A 17,354-nucleotide genomic window follows, 5' to 3' on the forward strand; every position below is an offset into this window, starting at 1 on the left:
ATAGATTTAGGTTTCTCGCTCAATGACTTTCATCTCAACAGCTTAGATTCTCAATAACTTAGATCAAAATTAGCCCTTGGCGCATAGCTGAGGTAACGGCTTCGGTGCGGCTGTTGACGTTGAGCTTGGAGAAAATGGAGCTGATGTGAAACTTGACCGTGTGTTCAGAGATGCAGAGCTGGGCCGCGATCGCGCGATTCCCCAAGCCCGTTGCCAGCAGCTGTAGCACCTCTAGCTCCCGAGACGTCAGCGGGGCGTCTGCCATTGCGCGATTTGGCGGATTGTTAGGGAAGTGATCTGAGGAGGATATCGGGTTCGGCAGTGGATTTAATATATCGGGATGCAGCACGACTAGGCCCGCTGCGATCGCGCTCACCGTCGCAATCAGCTCTTCTGCTGCCACTTCCTGAGGCAGCACGCCGCGAATGCCGAGTTCCAGCAGCTGGCCGATCGAAAGGCTTGAGTCGGCGTCTAGCAATACCGCGATCGCGACATCCCCGCTCAGCGCCATTTGCTCCCAGTCGGCCTCCGACAGCAGGGCCGACTCCATCAGAATGACATCTGGCGGCTGCGGAGAAACCGTCAGCCCGGCGACCTCGGTGCTACAGCCGACCATCTGAATGATGGGCTCGCGGCTTAGCATTGCCGAGAGTCCTGCTTGCACTACTGCCCCCTTCGCGAGGATGAACAGTCGAATCATTATCGCCTCCTCTCCGGGCAAAGCGGGCTAGCGTTCTCCAATGGTCAGGGAGAGTTCCAACAGCTGGCCGCCGCGAATTAATCGGGCCGTCACGGGCTGGCCGACCCGGTCTGGGGCGAGCTGCGATCGCAGGTCTCGAACCGTTTCGATCGGTTCTCCTACCAGCGTGACTAGAATATCGCCCATCAGCACGCCCGCGCCGTCGGCGGGGCCGTCGGTCTCCAGGCTAACGATCAAAATGCCGCCGGCCTGACTCAAATCAAGGGACTGTTTGAGACTGTTGGGCAGCTCTACCGGCTGGAGACCAATCCCCAAGTAGCCCTGAGCCACGCGCCCTCGCTGAAGCAGCTGGTCCACCACGCGGTTGACTGTAGTGGTTGGAATCGTCACCGCAAAACGTCCGCGAGAGTAGGTGGTGTTAATCCCCAGTAGGTGACCCTGGCTATCGAGCAGCGGGCTTCCGGTAAATCCTGGAAAGGGCGTAATATCAGGTCGCAATAGCCGATCGATATGGCCGCCGGTCCAACTTTGCCAGGCCGTCCCTAACTCAGCTAGGATGCCAGCGCTGGCGCGGATGCGATCGCCCTCGGAGCGGCCTAATGCTAAAACCAGGTGTCCCGTCCGCAGCGTCTCCAAGTCTCCCAGCTGAGCCGTCGGCAGTTCCAAATTCTCGACTTGGAGCACGGCAATATCGGTGCCCGCGTCCTGTCCGATGATCTTAGCCGCGATCGCGTCACCCGCCATCAGCGTCACCTCATCCTGCTGACGGCGAACGGCATCAACGGTCGTGACGATGACGCCGGGACGCCAGTGAACGCCGCTGAGCACCGAGCGCTGAGCCTGGATGTTGACGACGGCAGGGGCCGCCTGGGCAATGAGGTCTGCAAGCTGATCTGAAAATTCCGATAGAGCAGTCATAGCGGGGTTCCAATGGGATACGTCCAGGATGCCGGAAACCTTTGCCTAACGGCATCAGATAAACGGGTAGCGGTATTCCTAGAAGAATGGTTAGGGAGGCTAGACTCCTCAGGAATGTCTAAAGCCTGTTGAACCAAAGCCGTAGGTTAAAATAAATCTGTCCTGGACGGTGACACAGGCCCATGACCCTCGCTTCTTCCCAGCCGCTTACCCTACCGGATCACAATCAGCTACCCGAGTCGGACGGGACCTTTGTGAAAAATTTTCAGGAACATCCCGAAAGCATTGTGCTGACTGACTCAATCCGACCCATTCTGAATGCGCTGCACAATACTGCATTGGTCAGGACAGCGGCATCTACTGGCGGCTGACGGACCCCCCCGAGCATGGGGCAGAGGCTCCCGACTGGTTTTATGTGCCCAACGTACCGCCGCTGCTGAATGGCAAAATGCGCCGCTCCTACGTGCTGTGGAAGGAGTTTGTCGCGCCCCTGATTGCTATTGAGTTTGTCTCTGGGAACGGAGATGAGGAGCGCGATCGCACCCCACCCGCTGAGGACAATAAACCCGGAAAGTTTTGGGTATACGAGCAGGCGCTTCGGATTCCCTTCTATGCCATCTATGAGGTGGAAAAGCCTGCCGTCGAGCTATACGAGCTGAAGGCAAACCGCTATCAGCGCTGCGAGCCCAACCAGCGAGGCCACTATCCGATTCCGCCCATGGGTGTAGAACTGGGTATCTGGCAGGGACGCTATGGCAATCAGCTCCTGCCGTGGCTGCGCTGGTGGGATAGCCAGGCCAACCTATTGCTGACGGGCGATGAGCGAGCTGAGCAAGAAAAGCAGCGGGCCGAGCGGCTGGCTACAAAACTGCGGGAGCTGGGGATTGACCCGGACGAGGTCTGAAAAAATCCTGACCGTCTCCTATTCGTCGTAATTAGGATACTGGGCTGGCGCTTTGCCCCGAGCTTCGATAATTTCCCTAGCGGCTGGCGAGCAAACATACCCTTAGGAAGCCAACTTGTTCATAGGCCTTCGGACATTGGCATTCTTGCAGCTTACTGACTTTTCCTATGACCGACCACGACCGCCTCTTCAAAGAACTGCTCGCCACCTTCTTTGTCGAGTTCCTTGAGCTGTTTCTCCCCCAGGTCGCTAACGCCATCGACCGCGACTCCATTGCCTTTCAGCCCCAAGAGTACTTTGCCGACCTGACCACAGGCGAAACCAAAATCATCGACCTGCTCGCCGCCGTTCGCTTAGCCGGTCAGGACGTGGGCTTCCTCATCCATGTCGAGGCCCAGGCGTCATCCCAGTCAGACTTCGCCCAGCGCATGTTTTTCTACTTCGCTCGGCTGCATCAGAAGTTCCGACAGCGTATCTATCCAGTGGTCGTCTTTTCCTTTGACCAGCCCTATCGGCCAGAGCCCCGTTAGTACAGCGTCGCGTTTGACGACCTGAAAGTCGTCGAGTTTAACTTTCGCGCCATTCAGCTCAACCGGCTCAGCTGGCGGGACTTCTTGCAGCAGCGCAACCCCATCGCCGCTGCCCTGATGGCAAAGATGCAGATTGCCCCTGAGGAGCGCCCGAGGGTGAAGGTAGAGTGCCTGCGGCTGCTAGCGACTCTACGGCTGGACCCAGCTCGGACGCAGCTGATTTCGGGCTTTGTCGATACCTATCTGCGGCTGAGCCAGCCCGAGGAGCGGGTATTCCAAGAGGAGATAGGTAGAATAGAGCCAGCTGAGTGGGAGGGGATTATGGAAATTGTGACCAGCTGGATGGAGCAGGGCATTGAGCAGGGTAGTCAGCGGGAAGCGCGATCGCTGATCCTCCGTCTGCTCACCCGCAAAGTGGGCGAAATTCCAGAAGCGGCGCGATCGCAAATTCAGCAGCTCTCGACTGCTCAATTTGAAGCGTTGGGAGAAGCACTGCTAGATTTTTCGAGGCAGTCCGATTTGGAGACTTGGCTGATAGAGCATGCACCGTAAGTAAGGCGCGATCGCATTTGCCCCATAAACTGTACTAGGGGAAGGTGCAAGGGCTAAATCAAAGGCTTTTTCCAAGGTTGAAGTCATGACTGCTGAGGAATTAAGAAGACTGACCTACAATCAAGACAGATGGCTAGGAGGATGTCCGCTGTGACCGTTAAACTTGACCTCAGCACCGAAATGGAAGCCCGGCTGATCGTCCAGGCGGCAGCAAAAGGAGTGTCGGTAGAGCAGTACCTGCATTCTTTAATCGAAACTGACTTACTAGCTGAGACAGAGCAGCCTGTTGACCTAATAGAAGCTAATGAGGAATGGGTCAACCTGCTAGAGACGTTTTGCAATAATCCGGCTCTGGCGAATGTGCCGCCTTTGTCAGACGAAGCCATTAGCCGCGAAAGTATTTATCGCGAACGGGAAGATAGCCAGCTGTGAGCTATTTGGTCGATACCAATTTTCTGCTCCGCTTGGTTCAGAGCACCAGCTCTCTACAGCCCTATGCTCGCAATACCTACTCATCACTACAGTCGCAAGGTGAGGTACTGATGATTGTGCCGCAGAACCTGTATGAGTTCTGGGTGGTTGCGACAAGACCCGTAAATGTCAACGGGCTAGGGCTATCCACTGAGCTTGCGTCTGAAGTACTGACTCAGGCCAAGCAGCTATTTGTGCTCCAGCCCGATGTTCCAGAAATTTTGACAATATGGGAGCAACTTGTTACGACTTACCGTGTGATGGGCAAACAAGCGCACGATGCTCGATTAGTTGCCGCTATGGTCGCTCACCAAATCACCCATTTGCTTACGTTTAACACTGCTGATTTCAAACGGTTTGCAGAAATTACTGCGATTGAACCACGTAGTATTGCTACAGCCTCCTCAGAGTTTAGAGATGAAAAGGACTTTGATCCCAAGCTGCTATAAAATAATGGAAGACCCTTATCCTTGCCATGGCTGAAGCAATCACCTTACAGCTCCCTGAGCGTCTATACCAGCGATTACTCAGTACCGCTGAGGCGACTCAGCAATCGCTGGAAGCGGTCGTTTTGCGGGCCTTGACGGTAGGTAGCCCCCCCGACTGGACGGATGTTCCGGAAGAGTATCAATCAAGTCTGGCTGCCTTGGATCGATTGGCAGATGCAGCGCTGTGGAAAATTGCTTAAGCTCGAAAAACATCCGCTGATATGCTCCGTTATGATCGCCTCTTAGATCGTCATCGCGAGGATGCTTTGACAGCGGCTGAACAGCTAGAACTGCTCAACCTGCGTAAAGAATCTGAGCAGTTCATGCTACGCAAAGCCCACGCAGCTTCAATTTTGAAGTGGCGAGGTCATCAGGTCTCCGCTGTTTAAGCGTCCATGTCGTCTTACATACCAGCTAGCCTACGTGAACAAGTTGAGCAAGCTGATCGTGGGTACTGCTGCTACTGCCAGACTCAGGAAGCGAATAGTGGCATCCCACTATCCATGTCTTCTCAGCCTCTTGAATGCCTGAAAATGAAAGACTTTGAGCTAAGTGACTTATGGTTCGCTCAAAATAATTTGAGATTCAGAAATACCACGAAAGCAATGGCTTTCCGGTCTATTGACAAATGTTCTAACCCATGAGTCTTCTCTTGCCATATGGCGTCTCAGGAAGTCATGAGGAAAATGTAATCAACTTTACGCTACATGTGGCGTTTTCAGAATTTAGCGAACCACTAAAATAAATAAGCGAACCATGAGATAAGAGCGTTCTCGTATAGTAGCGAGTTTCATCGGGCTCTAAGTTATCTTGCAAGAGCACGATACCAGGGTAAGCGCAAGAAAATTCAGGTACCAGAAGTGTTAATGGGCAAAGCTTTTGCAGCTTCTAAGACTTTGAGCATATAGGCGGGGCTCATACTTGCTCGACGGGCTTTTTGGCGCGTACTTCGCTTATAAGTAACTTCTTGATTCAGCAGATTGAGACTCCAGCGCCTCAACAGCGACATATTCTCAGGCGCATGGCCCGTACGAATGCGGCTGGCATCTTCGCCAAAGGTGACATCAAGTACCCAGTGCAGCTGATTCTCAATCGACCAGTGCTGCCGGATGGCCCGGCCCACCTGAGCGGCCTGAGGCGGCAGAGACGTCAGGTAAAACATCGTCTCTCGGGTAGTCTTATTCCACAGCTGACGCGTCCGCGTGACCTTGACTATCGATTGCAGGCCAGCCCACTGTGACTGCTTGTACAAGCGTCCCATCTGCTCTATCCCAACCGCCCAGACTTGCCGCTTCTCGGTGCGGTGATGGCCTGACTCAACGCTGGCGTCAAAGCTGTGCTCGATGCCTTCAAAGCCGCTGGCATCAGCCGCTGCAAACCACTGCTCAACTTGCCCAAACAGGGTCGGATGATTGGCCTTGAGCGCTAGCACATAGTCTGCCCCCTGGGCCTGAATCTGACGAGAAATCTCATGCTGAGTCCCCATCGCATCAATCGTGATGATGCATCCAGCGATGTCAAGTAGCTCTAGCAACGCCGGGATAGCCGTGATCTCGTTGCTCTTGCTATCGACCTTGACTTGGCCTAGAAACAACCGATGCTCACTCGCCCAGGCACTGACCACCTGCAAAGCACTCTGCTCAGCGTTGCGGTCATACGACCCGTTGAGGGCTTTGCCATCGATGGGCACCACTTGCGCACCGAGTTCAGTTACCAAAGTGCTCAACCAGCCCCTAAAGCTAAGCTCCATCGCCTTGGGCGAGATTCGCTCAAACAGCCGTCGATAGGTGTCAGCGCGGGGAATGCCGAAGGGCAATGGCAAGAAACTTGTCAACCACTGCTGGTGACTTTCGCCATAGACTTCAATGTCGTCCCAGCCCTGCGCCCCGCCAATGGTCGCCAATAGCCCAATCATCACGATACTGATGAACGGATGCAGCACTCCTTGCTTTCCGCGCGGGTCTTCTAGGTCATCGAAGTGGGTCATCAACGCTTGCTCTACCTGCTCGCAATCCGTTGCAGTCTCTAGCGTCGGCGTTGGGCTAGTAGGCGCAAGCAAATTGGCCTCGGCACCGAATCCTTTTGCCATGGTAGTCCCTGGTAGAGTATGAATTTCACTAGCTATGAATTTCACTAGCATAGTATGGCAAACTTTTTCTTGCGCTTGCCCTGAGCACGATACAGGGCTCTGGGCTTCGCCGCAGAGCTTTTTTTATGGCCGCACCATCATGTGCTCATTGTTACATCCCTCCTGAGGAAGCCTTTCCCGCTTTAAGTTGATACCCGGAACCTTTTTCATTACATCACTCAATCTTAGCCCCACAGTTCGAGCAAAACCGAGCCCCCTCAGGCAACGTTTCGCCGCAGCTGGCGCAGAACTGATACGACCGGTTGGAAATCGTCCCGGCACTGACAGGTTCAGCCGATACTTTATCTGACTGAGACTGAAGCGACTCAAAATTAGAAATCTCAGTCTGGATTAGCTCAGCCGAATTTTCGCCGTCGGTGTCGATGAACTGCTCAATAAATTCAAACGTTCGCTTTGGCACCTGGTTTTGCTTCCAGAAGCCCACAGCCGCCGTAGCCATAAATGGCCAGAGGAAAAATATGCCAACTGTCGTCGCGATCGCTTTGTCAATATTCTCAGACCATTTTCCAGTACCAATCTCGACAAATAGGTCGCTATTCTCCTGCCGCAGCACGATATTCAGCGCTGAAGCCATCCCGGTCGCGTTGCGCCAAAGCTGCTCTTGGCGAGCCTGGATCAGCTTTCCCCCGCCGTGGACGTTCTGACTCTGAACGGTAAAGTTCTGTGACTGTAGCCAGTCTTTAACAGCCTGCACGAGGCTGTCTAAGTTGAGATTGGAAGCCTGATATTTTTTTGTTTCACTCATCGTTTATCTATCTCAGAACCCCCTAGAATTGGGGGTCAGGGGGGCGTACTTGAGCAGGGTCATTTCATTCTAGATATGGCTAGATCTGGGTAACGGGTTCTCCGGCTTTCAGCTATTGGAAGCCTACAACCTTAGAAGCCTGAAGCAACGTATCCTCGTCAATACGCCAAAGTCGTAATTTAGAATAAAACAGCCCTGCGTACTTGAGTATCTATTTTCATTAAATATCATTCCAAATTAGATAGTTTCAGCTAATCCAAACAACCAACCAATAAAGGCACTTCACAACTCCTTCATAAAATTCGTCATCAATCTCTGACTTAACTTTTAAAGTCAGCTAGCTCACTCATCGTCACTGCTTTAACTCAGAACATGACGGCGAAATCTGCGATCGCGCTATACCACTCCCTAGCGGCCTTCTGTAGGCCAATCGACGGCTGAAGGAATAAGCTTGTCTCTGGCCTAGCCAAACCTGCTCATTTCAGCCATTTCTAACCCCTCCGAATCTTTGTAAGGCCACACCATACTATTAGCAGGTTAATAAGAAATTAAATCTAAAAATACTGTTAACTTCGCTAAAAATCAACAGCTTTGTCCTAAAATTATCAGATTATAATGCCTCTATGGCCTGCTTTGGTTAAGTAATATTACAGTTCCGATTTTGTCTAATCCACATTACATGAACGTTCGTATAACCTGACTTATAACTTAATAGAGGACTTGAAAGTGAAAGATTTAACCCAAACCGTCAATCAGCAGCCTGCTACAGACGTTTTAGAGAACCAAGAGCCAATTGACTCAGAAATTACAGAAAGCTCAGCTGCGCTTGAGCATAATCTTCCGTTTGCGCCCACCTTTATTGACTATAAACGCGTTTTAATCGCGTTGGTCAGCGACCTTAAACGGTTAAGAAATTTTTCTAAAAAGCTCAGTCTCGATAAGTCAATCGAGCTGATCGACGACGTTTTAAGACGGCTTGAAGCCGACTCTTTTTCAATCGCGGTAGTAGGAGAGTTTAAGCGCGGTAAAAGCACCTTTATCAACGCGTTGCTAGGTCAAGATATTCTGCCCTCCGATATTCTGCCCTGTTCCGCCACCTTGAATCGGGTGACCTATGGTCTGAAGCCCTTAGTAAAAGTTAATTTCAAAGATGGCCGAGAGGATGAGGTGCAGATCGACCAGCTAGCGAATTACGTTACCAAGCTGACGCCAGAATCTGAGTCCACCGCCGCCGATGTGAAAGAGGCGACCGTCTACTACCCGGTTCACTACTGTCAAAACAATGTCGACATCATCGATACACCAGGTCTAAACGACGACCAGAGCATGACGGACGTCACCCTCTCCGTTTTGCCTCAGGTCGATGCGGCTATCCTCGTGATTTTGGCTCAGTCCCCCCTTTCCGAATATGAACGAGATTTTCTAGAAAATAAGCTGCTAACCAGTGACCTCGGTCGGATTATCTTCGTCGTCACCGCAATTGACCGCTCCAATACACCGGAGGATGGCGAAAAGATTGTCAGGCACGTCGAGGAGCGGATCAAGGAATACGTCCTCAAGCGAGCTCAGGAGCAGTTTGGTGAAGACTCCGAAGAGTTTAAGCTCTATATCAAAAAGATTGGCAAACCGAGGGTATTTGGCCTATCCGCCTACCAGGCTCTGACAGCTAAACAAACCAACGATATCGCCCTGCTCGCTCAAAGCCGCTTTGCTGAGTTTGAAACCGCTTTAGAGCAGTTTCTGACGCAAGACCGAGGGGCAATCTTTCTGCAGGTACCGGTCAATCGCGCGATCGCGTCAGCCGCAGAAATTATCAAAACCATCAGCATCCGAGAAAACGCGCTGGAAATGAAGTTGGAAGAATTTAGCAAAGCTTATGAGGCCTCCGTAGCGGATATTTCAGAACTGCGCCAGCGGAAACAGCAGGAAATGCACCGAATTGATGCTGCTGCACAGGGTATAAAGCAACGCGTACAGCCGCTCATCAGCCAGCTTGAATATGACCTGAAACGAACTGCTGAGCAGACCATTGATGGCATGGTCATTACACCCAAGGACCTAAACAATAAGAAAGCGCTGAGTGAAAAGCTGGCTCGGACGATTTCGGATCAGGTTCAGGCTGCAAGTCAAAAATTAGCGGATAAGATTCAGTCTGATATTCAACAAGGTTTAGCGGCGGAAGTCGACCGTCTGCGAGATTTCACGACCTCTGTCGATCAGGTCCTTAGTCGGATTGAGATGCAGTTCATTCAGATAGAAGCAGAGACCGCTCGGAAAAGGAGCGCAGCCGGTGAAGGCGTGACCGCTGCGGTATCTTTAATGACAGGTTTTGGCGGTCTCTGGTCAGGGTACCGCGAAGGGGGTATCAAGGGAGCTGCTATTGGTACAGCTGCCAGTATAGGGACATACTTTGGCGCGGGCATGCTGATTGCAGCGCTTGGGTTGCCCTTAACTTGGCCTGCTTTAATTGCTGTTGGCATCACCTCTATTTTTACTGGAAAGTGGTCAGCCAGGCTCATTTCTGGCAAAGACCGAGTGGACCATTTCAAGACAGACTATAAAGCCAAAGTGCTAGAAGAGATTGAAAAGCAGCTTAGAGATAATCGAGTTGAGCACAAAGTTGATGATTACATTTCTACTTCTTTCACAGCGCTCAAACAAAAACTGCACCAGGAGGTCGAGTCGTTGTTAGACAATACCCAACAGACGCTGGCTGAGCTGCGCGGCAAGCGAGAGCGAGACGAAACGCTGACCGAAGCTGAGCGCAAAGAGCTCGGTGAAATGCATACAGAAACTCAAAAGATCTTGGGCAACGCCCAGCGGCTATCCAATCAGCTGGTTGAAATTATGAGTGTGTAATGATGTCTGTAACTAATCCTACAACCGCGATCGACTTAAGCTTTGCCAACTATGTAGACTCGCGCGATCGCGAGCTATCGGCTCACCTGGTTGGCGGCATTCCCGACTATGCGTTTTCGCTGGATCAGCAGCTGCGCCAACAGTTGGCCGCAATGGGGCCGGTCAGAGCGATCTCGCAGTCGCTGGTAGCAATGATCGTACCTCTCCAGAAGCAGCTTCAGCAGATGAATGGGGTAGCAGTGGGGCCGCAGCAGTATCCTGAAATCTATGCGCTGGGTGAAGACTGCGCCCGTCAGCTGGGCATCGGCGTTCCTCAAATTTTTGTCTACTACTCGCCGATGCTGAATGCCTACACGATCGCCACTGATGATGTGGCTCCAATGGTCGTCCTCTCCAGCGCGCTGGTCGAGGCGTTTGAACCGCTGGAGCTGAAGTTCGTGATCGGTCACGAATGCGGCCATATTCACAATCTCCATTCGGTTTACAACACCGCCGTGGAGCTGATGACTAATTCTCTGGCAACCGTTGCTTTCCAGGCGGTCCCAGCCTTGGGAGCGCTCAGATTCGTACTTCAGGGCGGGCTGTTGCTATTTATGATGCGCTGGAGCCGATGTGCAGAAGTAACCTGCGATCGCGCGGGCCTGATCTGCTGCGGCGACCTGACTAAGGCTCAAGTGGCCTTGGCTAAGTTGGCAACGGGAGGCGTAGAGCCTCTGAAAGGGATTAATATTCAGGAGTACCTGAAGCAAATCCGTCAGGTGCAGTCTACGCCCGTTCGCCTGCTTGAGCTCACCCGGAGTCATCCGCTCACGCATAAGCGGATTGAAGCCATCCGTCTGTTTGCCGACTGCGACGTACTGCCTTCATGGCGACCCGAGATGCGCTCTACGAGTCCGGTTCGAAGCAAAGCAGAAATTGACGAGCAGTGCGAGCAGTTTATTCGCGTGATGGCTCAGGGCTATCAGGCTTCCGCTTGATTTTCAATAGATAAGGCCAATTTCTTTTGAGAGAGATTCAATATTGTTAAACCTTCTTATGCGCCCCCCTGCCCCCCAACTTTGGGAGGTTCTGAGCTCAAAGCCTCCCAGAATTGGGAGGTTTGGGGGGCGTGCAGAGTTGTAAGCTATTTGAACTGCATTTACCCGTCGCCCTATGGAAACTTCTGCAAAAGTCGTTCTATACGATCTCTCATTGCTGCGCCAACAGTTTCTTGAAACCCTCGACCACTTTTCGAGTCTGGTCCAGGCTGAGAAAATTCGCGACGCGTTAGGAAATCAGCTGCTCCGGCAGCTCCGGGGGCAGGCTAATCAGATTCAAGAGCGGCTTAGCTCTAATTTTTCGCTAGTCGTGATTGGCGATTTCAAACGCGGCAAGTCTACGCTGATCAACGCGCTGCTGGGTCAGCCGATTGTGACGACCAACGTCACGCCAGAGACGATTACGATCAATCAGATTCAGTACGGCCCTGAAGACAAGATCGTGATTTGCCTGGCAGACGGGGGACAGGTCAGCCTCGAACCGGAAGAGCTCTCAGCAGAGAAGCTCGCGCCCCTAATCGAGCAGCTGTCCGAGGTGAGCCATCTGCGGATTGAGGCCCCGATTGAGTGGCTGCAGGGCCTATGCCTTGTGGACACGCCAGGGACCGGAGATATTTTCAAGCAGTTCGATCGCCAGGTTCACGACTATCTCACCAAGGCCGACGCGGTTCTATTTGTCGTCTCAACCCTATCGCCGCTGTCGAGTTCTGAGCAAGATTTTCTGCGAGCATCCCTGCTACCTCAGGATTTTCCCAAGGTCTTTTTTCTAGCCAACATGATGGATTTTGCTCGGAGCGATCGCGAAGCTGAGCGATCGCTTACTGCCATTCAGGCGAAGGTCAGTCATCTGTTTCCCAACGCTCGTACCTTTGGCTTAAGTGCCCTCGATGAGTTTTGCTGCCTGCGATCGCTGCCCCGGCCCAATCCGGACCGCGCCTCAGCGCTAGAGGCGCAGTTTAAGGCATTTCGCGACGGCCTAGAGGATTCGATTCTCCTAAACCGCGATCTAATCCAGCTGGATCGGGCGGGCGATCGCCTGGAGCAGATGCTGACGGCCTTTGAAGCGCATATTAGGCTCCTACAAAAAGCGTTGCAGACGGATCAGCTGCGGCTTTCTCAGGCAATTGCCCAGTACGAAAATCAATCCTCAGAGCTGTATGACCAAATCGGCCAGCACCAGCAGGCGATGAGTATGGAAATTAGTCAGATCAGCCAGCAAGCCTGCTCCTGGATGAAGGAGTTCGTGACTCGTCTGGAAACTGAAGCGATCGCCGCCATCCCAAGCTTCAAGCCGGATGACCTGCAGCGCCATTACCACTTCTTTCTGACTGATTCAATCCGTAACGCCATTAACCAGTGCCTGAACACGCATCGCCCAACTTTCCTGGAAAGTGCTGACCGAGCCAAAAAAGCCATTGTCCAAGATTTACAGCTCACCGACATCGGCCAATCAGGAGCAGAGGTAGCCCAGGCCACGTTTGGCGATCTGCCCTGGACTAATCTCGATACCTTTCAGCTGATTATGGACTATACGCCGCTTAAGCTTTTCGCTGATCTCTTTTCTCACCAGGCTAGGGACTCTGGAAGCACCCAGCAGGCTACTGCTTTTCAAAAAAGACTTGAAGCCGCCCTACCAGAGCTAAGAGCTTCGACGATTCAGGAAGTGCGATCGCTCTATAGCAACATCGCCAACCAGCTTGAAAAGCAAGTAGAAAGCATCTATCAGCAAGAGATAGATGCCTCACTCTCAGCCCTGCGCCAAGCGCAAGAGCTATCGACCCAAGGGGAGAAAAAGAGAGCTAGTACAGATGAAGGGTTAAAGAACGCTTTATTGTTGCTGGGAGACACCCGCTCGTTTTTGAAATCGTTCAAGCAGAAGCTTTGGTCTGAGGACAGGCTTGAGGAGGTGAGCAGCCAGTGTCGATAATCATGTAAGTAGCTAGGCGTAATCAAGTATAAAACGGTCTAGGCTGTAACCGCCCTTTACGCTGCGGTCCATCATGCCATCGACGATAGCCTCAGCGAGCTCATCTTCATACTCGAACATGCGGCCTGCCAGCTCATGGGTTTTAAGCTGATGCCACTGACCTTCAATCGGATTGAGCTCAGAGCAGTAAGGCGGCAGGAATAGCACGAACAGCCCTTGAGCTCGCCACCTCAGCCAAGCCTGCTGAACGACTTTGCTCTTATGGACGGGGCAGTTGTCTTGCACAATAAAGGTCAGCCGCCCAGTTTCGGCAAAGGTCTTGGCCGCTTTGGACGCTAGCCAGCCCATCACCACCAAGTAGCGCTCGGCGTCAAAGCCGCCCACCGCTAAGGCATACTCGAAGCACTCATCCGGTTCCCATACTCCCAAGATGCTCACTCGCTGGCCCCGGCGCGAGGTTTGCTCAAAGCGCTTCTGCTGCCCCACCCGACTGTAGCTGTAGCTCTCAGGCGTCCATTGACAGCAGCCGGTCTCATCGAGATGCTTAAGCACAATCTGGCCAGCCGCGGCTAGGGCTTCTAGCTCAATCAGCTGCGCCGCGGCTAGGGCTTTGACCTCGGCGTTTTGACGCTGGCGATGACTTTGTCGGGTGCGCTTCCAGCGATAGCCTTTTTTTTTAGCAGCTTACGAATCCGGTCTGCGCTGAGCTTAACCTGCCGCTCCTGCCATAGCTTAGCCGCGAGCTGCTTACTGTTATAGGGACGCGCTTCTTCGTTCAGGCATTGCTCTAGATACGCTAGGTCTGACGGGCTCCAGGTCGGCTTTTTGCCTCGCCCTGGCTTTTCCCACAGCCCATAGAGTCCGACCTGTATCCACTGCTTAATCGCCGCACGGACCGTATGCTCGTGGCAGTTCATGATCTCGGCGATGGCCGGGGCGCTCCAGCCGTCGCCGTTGAGCAATAGCACGTGAGCCCGGTCGCGCACTCGGTAGGGCACGCTGCTAGCTTTTCGTAGCTCGCTTAAGGTGGCTGCCTCAGGGGCACTCAGGGTAACTCGCAGGGGGGCTGGCATGGCTCGTCGACGCTATATAGGACTATCCCTAACTTACAGAATATTAGGCTACTCTACTTAGATGGCATTATTCCTGAATTTTGTAATTTGAAGACCTCCGAAAAATTGCTCTTTACTTACCAACCTATAACTTGTAGAAGTTGCTCAGACAGCTCTCGAGCGGTACACTGAATCCTTTGGGTTTCAGTGCTTATTTCATCAAGTTTTTGACGCTCGATCTCAATCGCGATCGCATCTCGTTCACGCCGAAGCTGAAACTCTGCCAGACTGCTTTGAGGTTCGTTTCTCATCAGCTCAATTTCCTGATGACGCTTGGCCTTGATTGCATCAAGATTGCCATAGACATAGCTAGCAAGTTTTTGACGGAGCTGAGAGTTTAGCCGTAGCTGCTTTTCAATTTCCTCCTCAATGGCTTTTTGATAGCCTGATTTAAAGTTTTTTCCTAACTCACCATCCATAAAGTTAGAAGTTAGCCAGCCATCAATACCGCTTTTGGCACTGTAGCCAACTCGCCAAGCTACTCGTCCTTGAGTAATAGCAGCCTTAAGCAGGCGAGAAATATGAATGAGCTGAATGCCTGTGCCGTTTAGGAGCTGAGAAATTTCATTACCTAAAGCCGAGTCGCGATCGCCGTCTTCCATTAGCCCTTTACGAATTTCGCTTTGGATTCTGCCTGCAAGTATTCGGCTGGCTCTTTCTATGTCATCAGTAACTTTTTGGTCTAACTTGCTCATACTTACTGACAGCTGTGAGTCAGCAAAGTCAGCGTCCGCAATCGGACACGATAAAATTGCCTGCACAGCAGCTTGCTTAAGTGCGCTATCTAACTGATCCAATAAAGGACGAATGCGTTGCTTAACCCCTTCAAAAGTACTATTGGCGCGCTGTTTTTGCGCTTGCTTTCCTTGCTGTAGATTCGTAATCTCAGCAGCAGCCGTTTCATAGGCTATATTGACTGCTTCCTGCCTTCTTTGCAGAGCAGACTGCTGAGCACTGATTGTTTCGATAATTTCCCCCGTCGAAGAAATAATCCGGTTAATAGGCACCTGCAAGCTAATGGTTCCACGCTCTTGCAGTAAGAACCTCTCTAAAGCGGCTTCAAATTCAGAAAACCGACTCCGAGCAAGAAGATCAGTATCATGATTTGATTTAGCCTGCAAAGCTTGATAGGCTGAAAGACCGAAAACTTTGAGCGTACCGACCTTTTTTAGGTAGTCCTTATACTGCTGCGAATCCTTCCCAAACTGTTGTTCGCATCGCTGTAAAACATGAGTCTCAATACGCTCTCTGACAAGCTGAACAATTCGGTCGGCATCTTCCGAAGAATTTAGAAGATCGATACCCGTAACCACAAAGATGACGCGACCCAGATCGGTGGTTAACAGCTTGTCTTCAAGAAAGGCCCGTTCAACCTCAGAGAAAGGTGACTGGGCGAGAATGACCATAATCGCGGCGTCAACCTGGGGCAGAACCGAGAGCGTCACCTTTGTCATGCTTTCTTCATCGCTTAGCCCCGGCGTATCAATTAGATCAATGTTATTTTGACAGAAATGGATTGGGTAGTAGACTACAGCTTCCTTAACTGAAGCAGCTGTCACCTCCGACTCCGCCGTTAGCTTGGTAACGTAGTCTGCAAGCTGCTCAATCGCGACCTCTTCCTCTCTAGCGTCGTTAAACCGAACTTTTACTAGGGGTCTTAGTCCGTAGGAAACGCGGTTTATGGTTGCAGAGCAAGGTAAAATGTCTGAGGGCAAAATTTCCTGGCCCAGTAGCGCATTAATAAAGGTACTCTTGCCGCGCTTGAACTCTCCAACCACCGCAACGGAAAAGGAATCCGTTTGAATTCGTCTTAGCACCTCACTCAGCAGCTGGAACGAATTTTCGAGGCCGAGCTTCTCAGCAAAATATTGCAGACGCTTTAGGTCGCTTGCGATCGCGAATAGGGTTCGCTTGTAGTCAATAAACGAGGCAGGAGTTTGAGTCATGACAGCTTCAACGGCTAGAACTTTTGCGGCTTTTACTAACTGTGCACAGACAATCGAACGATTTAAGTTGTCATTTACTATACACCCCATCCCCCAGGCCGGTCATGTCTCGGGCGGCAAAACAAAGTGACACAGCCCCTAGCCTGTGGAACTACGGCGAGGGGCCTTTTTCCCTATCCAGGCCAGCCCAGCCCGAAGCAATTTTCGTATTCCATATAGAATTTGGAAACTGGCTTCAAAAACTGGCTTCAACGAAATAGGAGGGCTTTTAGCCAGGCCGCGATCGCAAGTTCCTCCGAGACCGCGATTCTCTGCAGGAGAGGCTCTGCCAACGCGCTATCCGTGCCGATGTTTCATAATGAGTACATCACCACCGCCACACAGCAGTGAAGTCCCGGAGGCGGAGCGGGCTGATTCACACCGGCGCGCTTTTTTCCTCGTTTTCTTATGTAACGCCCGGCTCTTGTCCTGTTACATAAGAAATTGTATCAAGCAGGTTCCACCCAAATTTCGCCATAGAGGCCCTCTCTTATGGTTCGCTCAAAATAATTTGAGATTCAGAAATACCACGAAAGCAATGGCTTTCCGGTCTATTGACAAATGTTCTAACCCATGAGTCTTCTCTTGCCATATGGCGTCTCAGGAAGTCATGAGGAAAATGTAATCAGCTTTACGCTACATGTGGCGTTTTCAGAATTTAGCGAACCACTAAAATAAATAAGCGAACCATGAGATACACTTTGCCCCAATTGGGAATAAGTTTAGTGGGTTTCAGCTGCTCAGACTCGCTAGCCTGATTTGACTATGATTTGAGGCGAACGACAAATCAAGGGTTTCGGATATCCGTAGTTTGGAACTTGGAATTGCTGCTCTGTAACGGCCAGATATCGTTTAAACCGCGTCTAGGAAGAGACCCGGAGTTTTTCGACAACAGGGTCGAGCTGAGTCGAGACCCAAAGGCGTTGAGAAAGAGCAATCGGGTCGTCGTTGAGTCTGTGTTGAAATAGTTCAACTTG

The 17,354-nt window shown here is 51.8% G+C and carries 12 protein-coding genes and 3 pseudogenes; 8 read left to right on the forward strand and 7 right to left on the reverse strand.

All coding sequences use genetic code 11. The features are described from left to right. Nucleotides 1–58: 58 nt before the first annotated feature. Both IQ241_RS00935 and IQ241_RS00940 read right to left on the reverse strand, forming a co-directional pair. Nucleotides 59–700: a helix-turn-helix transcriptional regulator gene (locus IQ241_RS00935; protein WP_228021247.1), complete on the reverse strand. Its 642-nt coding sequence runs from the start codon at nucleotides 698–700 to the stop codon at nucleotides 59–61. Nucleotides 701–727: 27 nt separating this feature from the next. Continuing rightward, nucleotides 728–1,618 carry a S1C family serine protease gene (locus tag IQ241_RS00940; RefSeq protein ID WP_193904523.1) on the reverse strand — a complete coding sequence of 297 codons (891 nt, stop codon included), beginning with the start codon at nucleotides 1,616–1,618 and terminating at the stop codon, nucleotides 728–730. A gap of 182 nt (nucleotides 1,619–1,800) precedes the next feature. Between IQ241_RS00940 and IQ241_RS00945 the strand changes: the two are divergent. The 5 genes and pseudogenes from IQ241_RS00945 (at nucleotide 1,801) to IQ241_RS25285 (ending at nucleotide 4,763) form a co-directional block, all read left to right on the forward strand. Continuing rightward, nucleotides 1,801–2,522 (forward strand): annotated as a pseudogene (locus tag IQ241_RS00945) (Uma2 family endonuclease). 167 nt (nucleotides 2,523–2,689) lie between these two features. Then, nucleotides 2,690–3,604, forward strand: a pseudogene (locus IQ241_RS26260) (Rpn family recombination-promoting nuclease/putative transposase). Between the two features lie 141 nt (nucleotides 3,605–3,745). Further along, nucleotides 3,746–4,036, forward strand: a complete 291-nt coding sequence (locus tag IQ241_RS00955; protein ID WP_390622407.1) for a hypothetical protein — start codon at nucleotides 3,746–3,748, stop codon at nucleotides 4,034–4,036. Beyond that, the gene (locus tag IQ241_RS00960) at nucleotides 4,033–4,524 is read left to right on the forward strand and encodes a type II toxin-antitoxin system VapC family toxin (protein ID WP_193904525.1); all 492 of its coding nucleotides are present in this window, start codon (nucleotides 4,033–4,035) and stop codon (nucleotides 4,522–4,524) included. Before IQ241_RS00955 ends, IQ241_RS00960 begins: the two co-directional genes overlap by 4 nt. A gap of 26 nt (nucleotides 4,525–4,550) precedes the next feature. Next, nucleotides 4,551–4,763 carry a hypothetical protein gene (locus tag IQ241_RS25285; RefSeq protein ID WP_228021252.1) on the forward strand — a complete coding sequence of 71 codons (213 nt, stop codon included), beginning with the start codon at nucleotides 4,551–4,553 and terminating at the stop codon, nucleotides 4,761–4,763. Between the two features lie 647 nt (nucleotides 4,764–5,410). On the opposite strand, the gene IQ241_RS00970 is transcribed toward IQ241_RS25285, so the two are convergent. Then, entirely contained in the window at nucleotides 5,411–6,652 is a 1,242-nt protein-coding gene (locus IQ241_RS00970; RefSeq protein ID WP_390622408.1) for an ISAs1 family transposase, read from the reverse strand. A gap of 214 nt (nucleotides 6,653–6,866) precedes the next feature. Next, nucleotides 6,867–7,457: a zinc-ribbon domain-containing protein gene (locus IQ241_RS00975; protein WP_193904526.1), complete on the reverse strand. Its 591-nt coding sequence runs from the start codon at nucleotides 7,455–7,457 to the stop codon at nucleotides 6,867–6,869. Nucleotides 7,458–8,183: 726 nt separating this feature from the next. On the opposite strand from IQ241_RS00975, the gene IQ241_RS00980 reads away from it, so the two are divergent. The 3 genes from IQ241_RS00980 to IQ241_RS00990 all read left to right on the forward strand — a co-directional run bounded on the left by IQ241_RS00980 (nucleotide 8,184) and on the right by IQ241_RS00990 (nucleotide 13,280). Continuing rightward, nucleotides 8,184–10,316 (forward strand): dynamin family protein, encoded by a 2,133-nt coding sequence (locus IQ241_RS00980; protein WP_322743528.1) that lies wholly within the window; start codon nucleotides 8,184–8,186, stop codon nucleotides 10,314–10,316. Further along, a complete protein-coding gene (locus tag IQ241_RS00985; protein ID WP_193904527.1) occupies nucleotides 10,316–11,293 on the forward strand; it encodes a M48 family metallopeptidase in 978 nt (325 codons plus the stop codon). Before IQ241_RS00980 ends, IQ241_RS00985 begins: the two co-directional genes overlap by 1 nt. A 175-nt stretch (nucleotides 11,294–11,468) precedes the next feature. Next, nucleotides 11,469–13,280: a dynamin family protein gene (locus IQ241_RS00990; protein ID WP_193904528.1), complete on the forward strand. Its 1,812-nt coding sequence runs from the start codon at nucleotides 11,469–11,471 to the stop codon at nucleotides 13,278–13,280. 12 nt (nucleotides 13,281–13,292) lie between these two features. On the opposite strand, the pseudogene IQ241_RS00995 reads toward IQ241_RS00990, so the two are convergent. The 3 genes and pseudogenes from IQ241_RS00995 to IQ241_RS01005 all read right to left on the reverse strand — a co-directional run. Beyond that, nucleotides 13,293–13,898, reverse strand: a pseudogene (locus IQ241_RS00995) (transposase); the annotation flags it as partial. Next, the gene (locus IQ241_RS01000; RefSeq protein WP_193904529.1) at nucleotides 13,883–14,353 is read right to left on the reverse strand and encodes a helix-turn-helix domain-containing protein; all 471 of its coding nucleotides are present in this window, start codon (nucleotides 14,351–14,353) and stop codon (nucleotides 13,883–13,885) included. The gene IQ241_RS01000 and the pseudogene IQ241_RS00995, both read right to left, overlap by 16 nt. 116 nt (nucleotides 14,354–14,469) lie before the next feature. Beyond that, nucleotides 14,470–16,338: a dynamin family protein gene (locus IQ241_RS01005; RefSeq protein WP_193904530.1), complete on the reverse strand. Its 1,869-nt coding sequence runs from the start codon at nucleotides 16,336–16,338 to the stop codon at nucleotides 14,470–14,472. Nucleotides 16,339–17,354 lie beyond the last annotated feature (1,016 nt).

Origin of the sequence: Vasconcelosia minhoensis LEGE 07310 (genome assembly GCF_015207255.1) — a bacterium.
GTDB lineage: Bacteria > Cyanobacteriota > Cyanobacteriia > Phormidesmidales > Phormidesmidaceae > Vasconcelosia > Vasconcelosia minhoensis.

What these genes read in the sequence shown, in the direction of transcription:
- IQ241_RS00935 (WP_228021247.1), bottom strand. Translation starts at nt 700, where the DNA reads ATGATTCGACTGTTCATCCTCGCGAAGGGGGCAGTAGTGCAAGCAGGA.
- IQ241_RS00940 (WP_193904523.1), bottom strand. Translation starts at nt 1,618, where the DNA reads ATGACTGCTCTATCGGAATTTTCAGATCAGCTTGCAGACCTCATTGCC.
- IQ241_RS00955 (WP_390622407.1), top strand. Translation starts at nt 3,746, where the DNA reads ATGTCCGCTGTGACCGTTAAACTTGACCTCAGCACCGAAATGGAAGCC.
- IQ241_RS25285 (WP_228021252.1), top strand. Translation starts at nt 4,551, where the DNA reads ATGGCTGAAGCAATCACCTTACAGCTCCCTGAGCGTCTATACCAGCGA.
- IQ241_RS00970 (WP_390622408.1), bottom strand. Translation starts at nt 6,652, where the DNA reads ATGGCAAAAGGATTCGGTGCCGAGGCCAATTTGCTTGCGCCTACTAGC.
- IQ241_RS00975 (WP_193904526.1), bottom strand. Translation starts at nt 7,457, where the DNA reads ATGAGTGAAACAAAAAAATATCAGGCTTCCAATCTCAACTTAGACAGC.
- IQ241_RS00985 (WP_193904527.1), top strand. Translation starts at nt 10,316, where the DNA reads ATGATGTCTGTAACTAATCCTACAACCGCGATCGACTTAAGCTTTGCC.
- IQ241_RS00990 (WP_193904528.1), top strand. Translation starts at nt 11,469, where the DNA reads ATGGAAACTTCTGCAAAAGTCGTTCTATACGATCTCTCATTGCTGCGC.
- IQ241_RS01000 (WP_193904529.1), bottom strand. Translation starts at nt 14,353, where the DNA reads ATGCCAGCCCCCCTGCGAGTTACCCTGAGTGCCCCTGAGGCAGCCACC.
- IQ241_RS01005 (WP_193904530.1), bottom strand. Translation starts at nt 16,338, where the DNA reads ATGACTCAAACTCCTGCCTCGTTTATTGACTACAAGCGAACCCTATTC.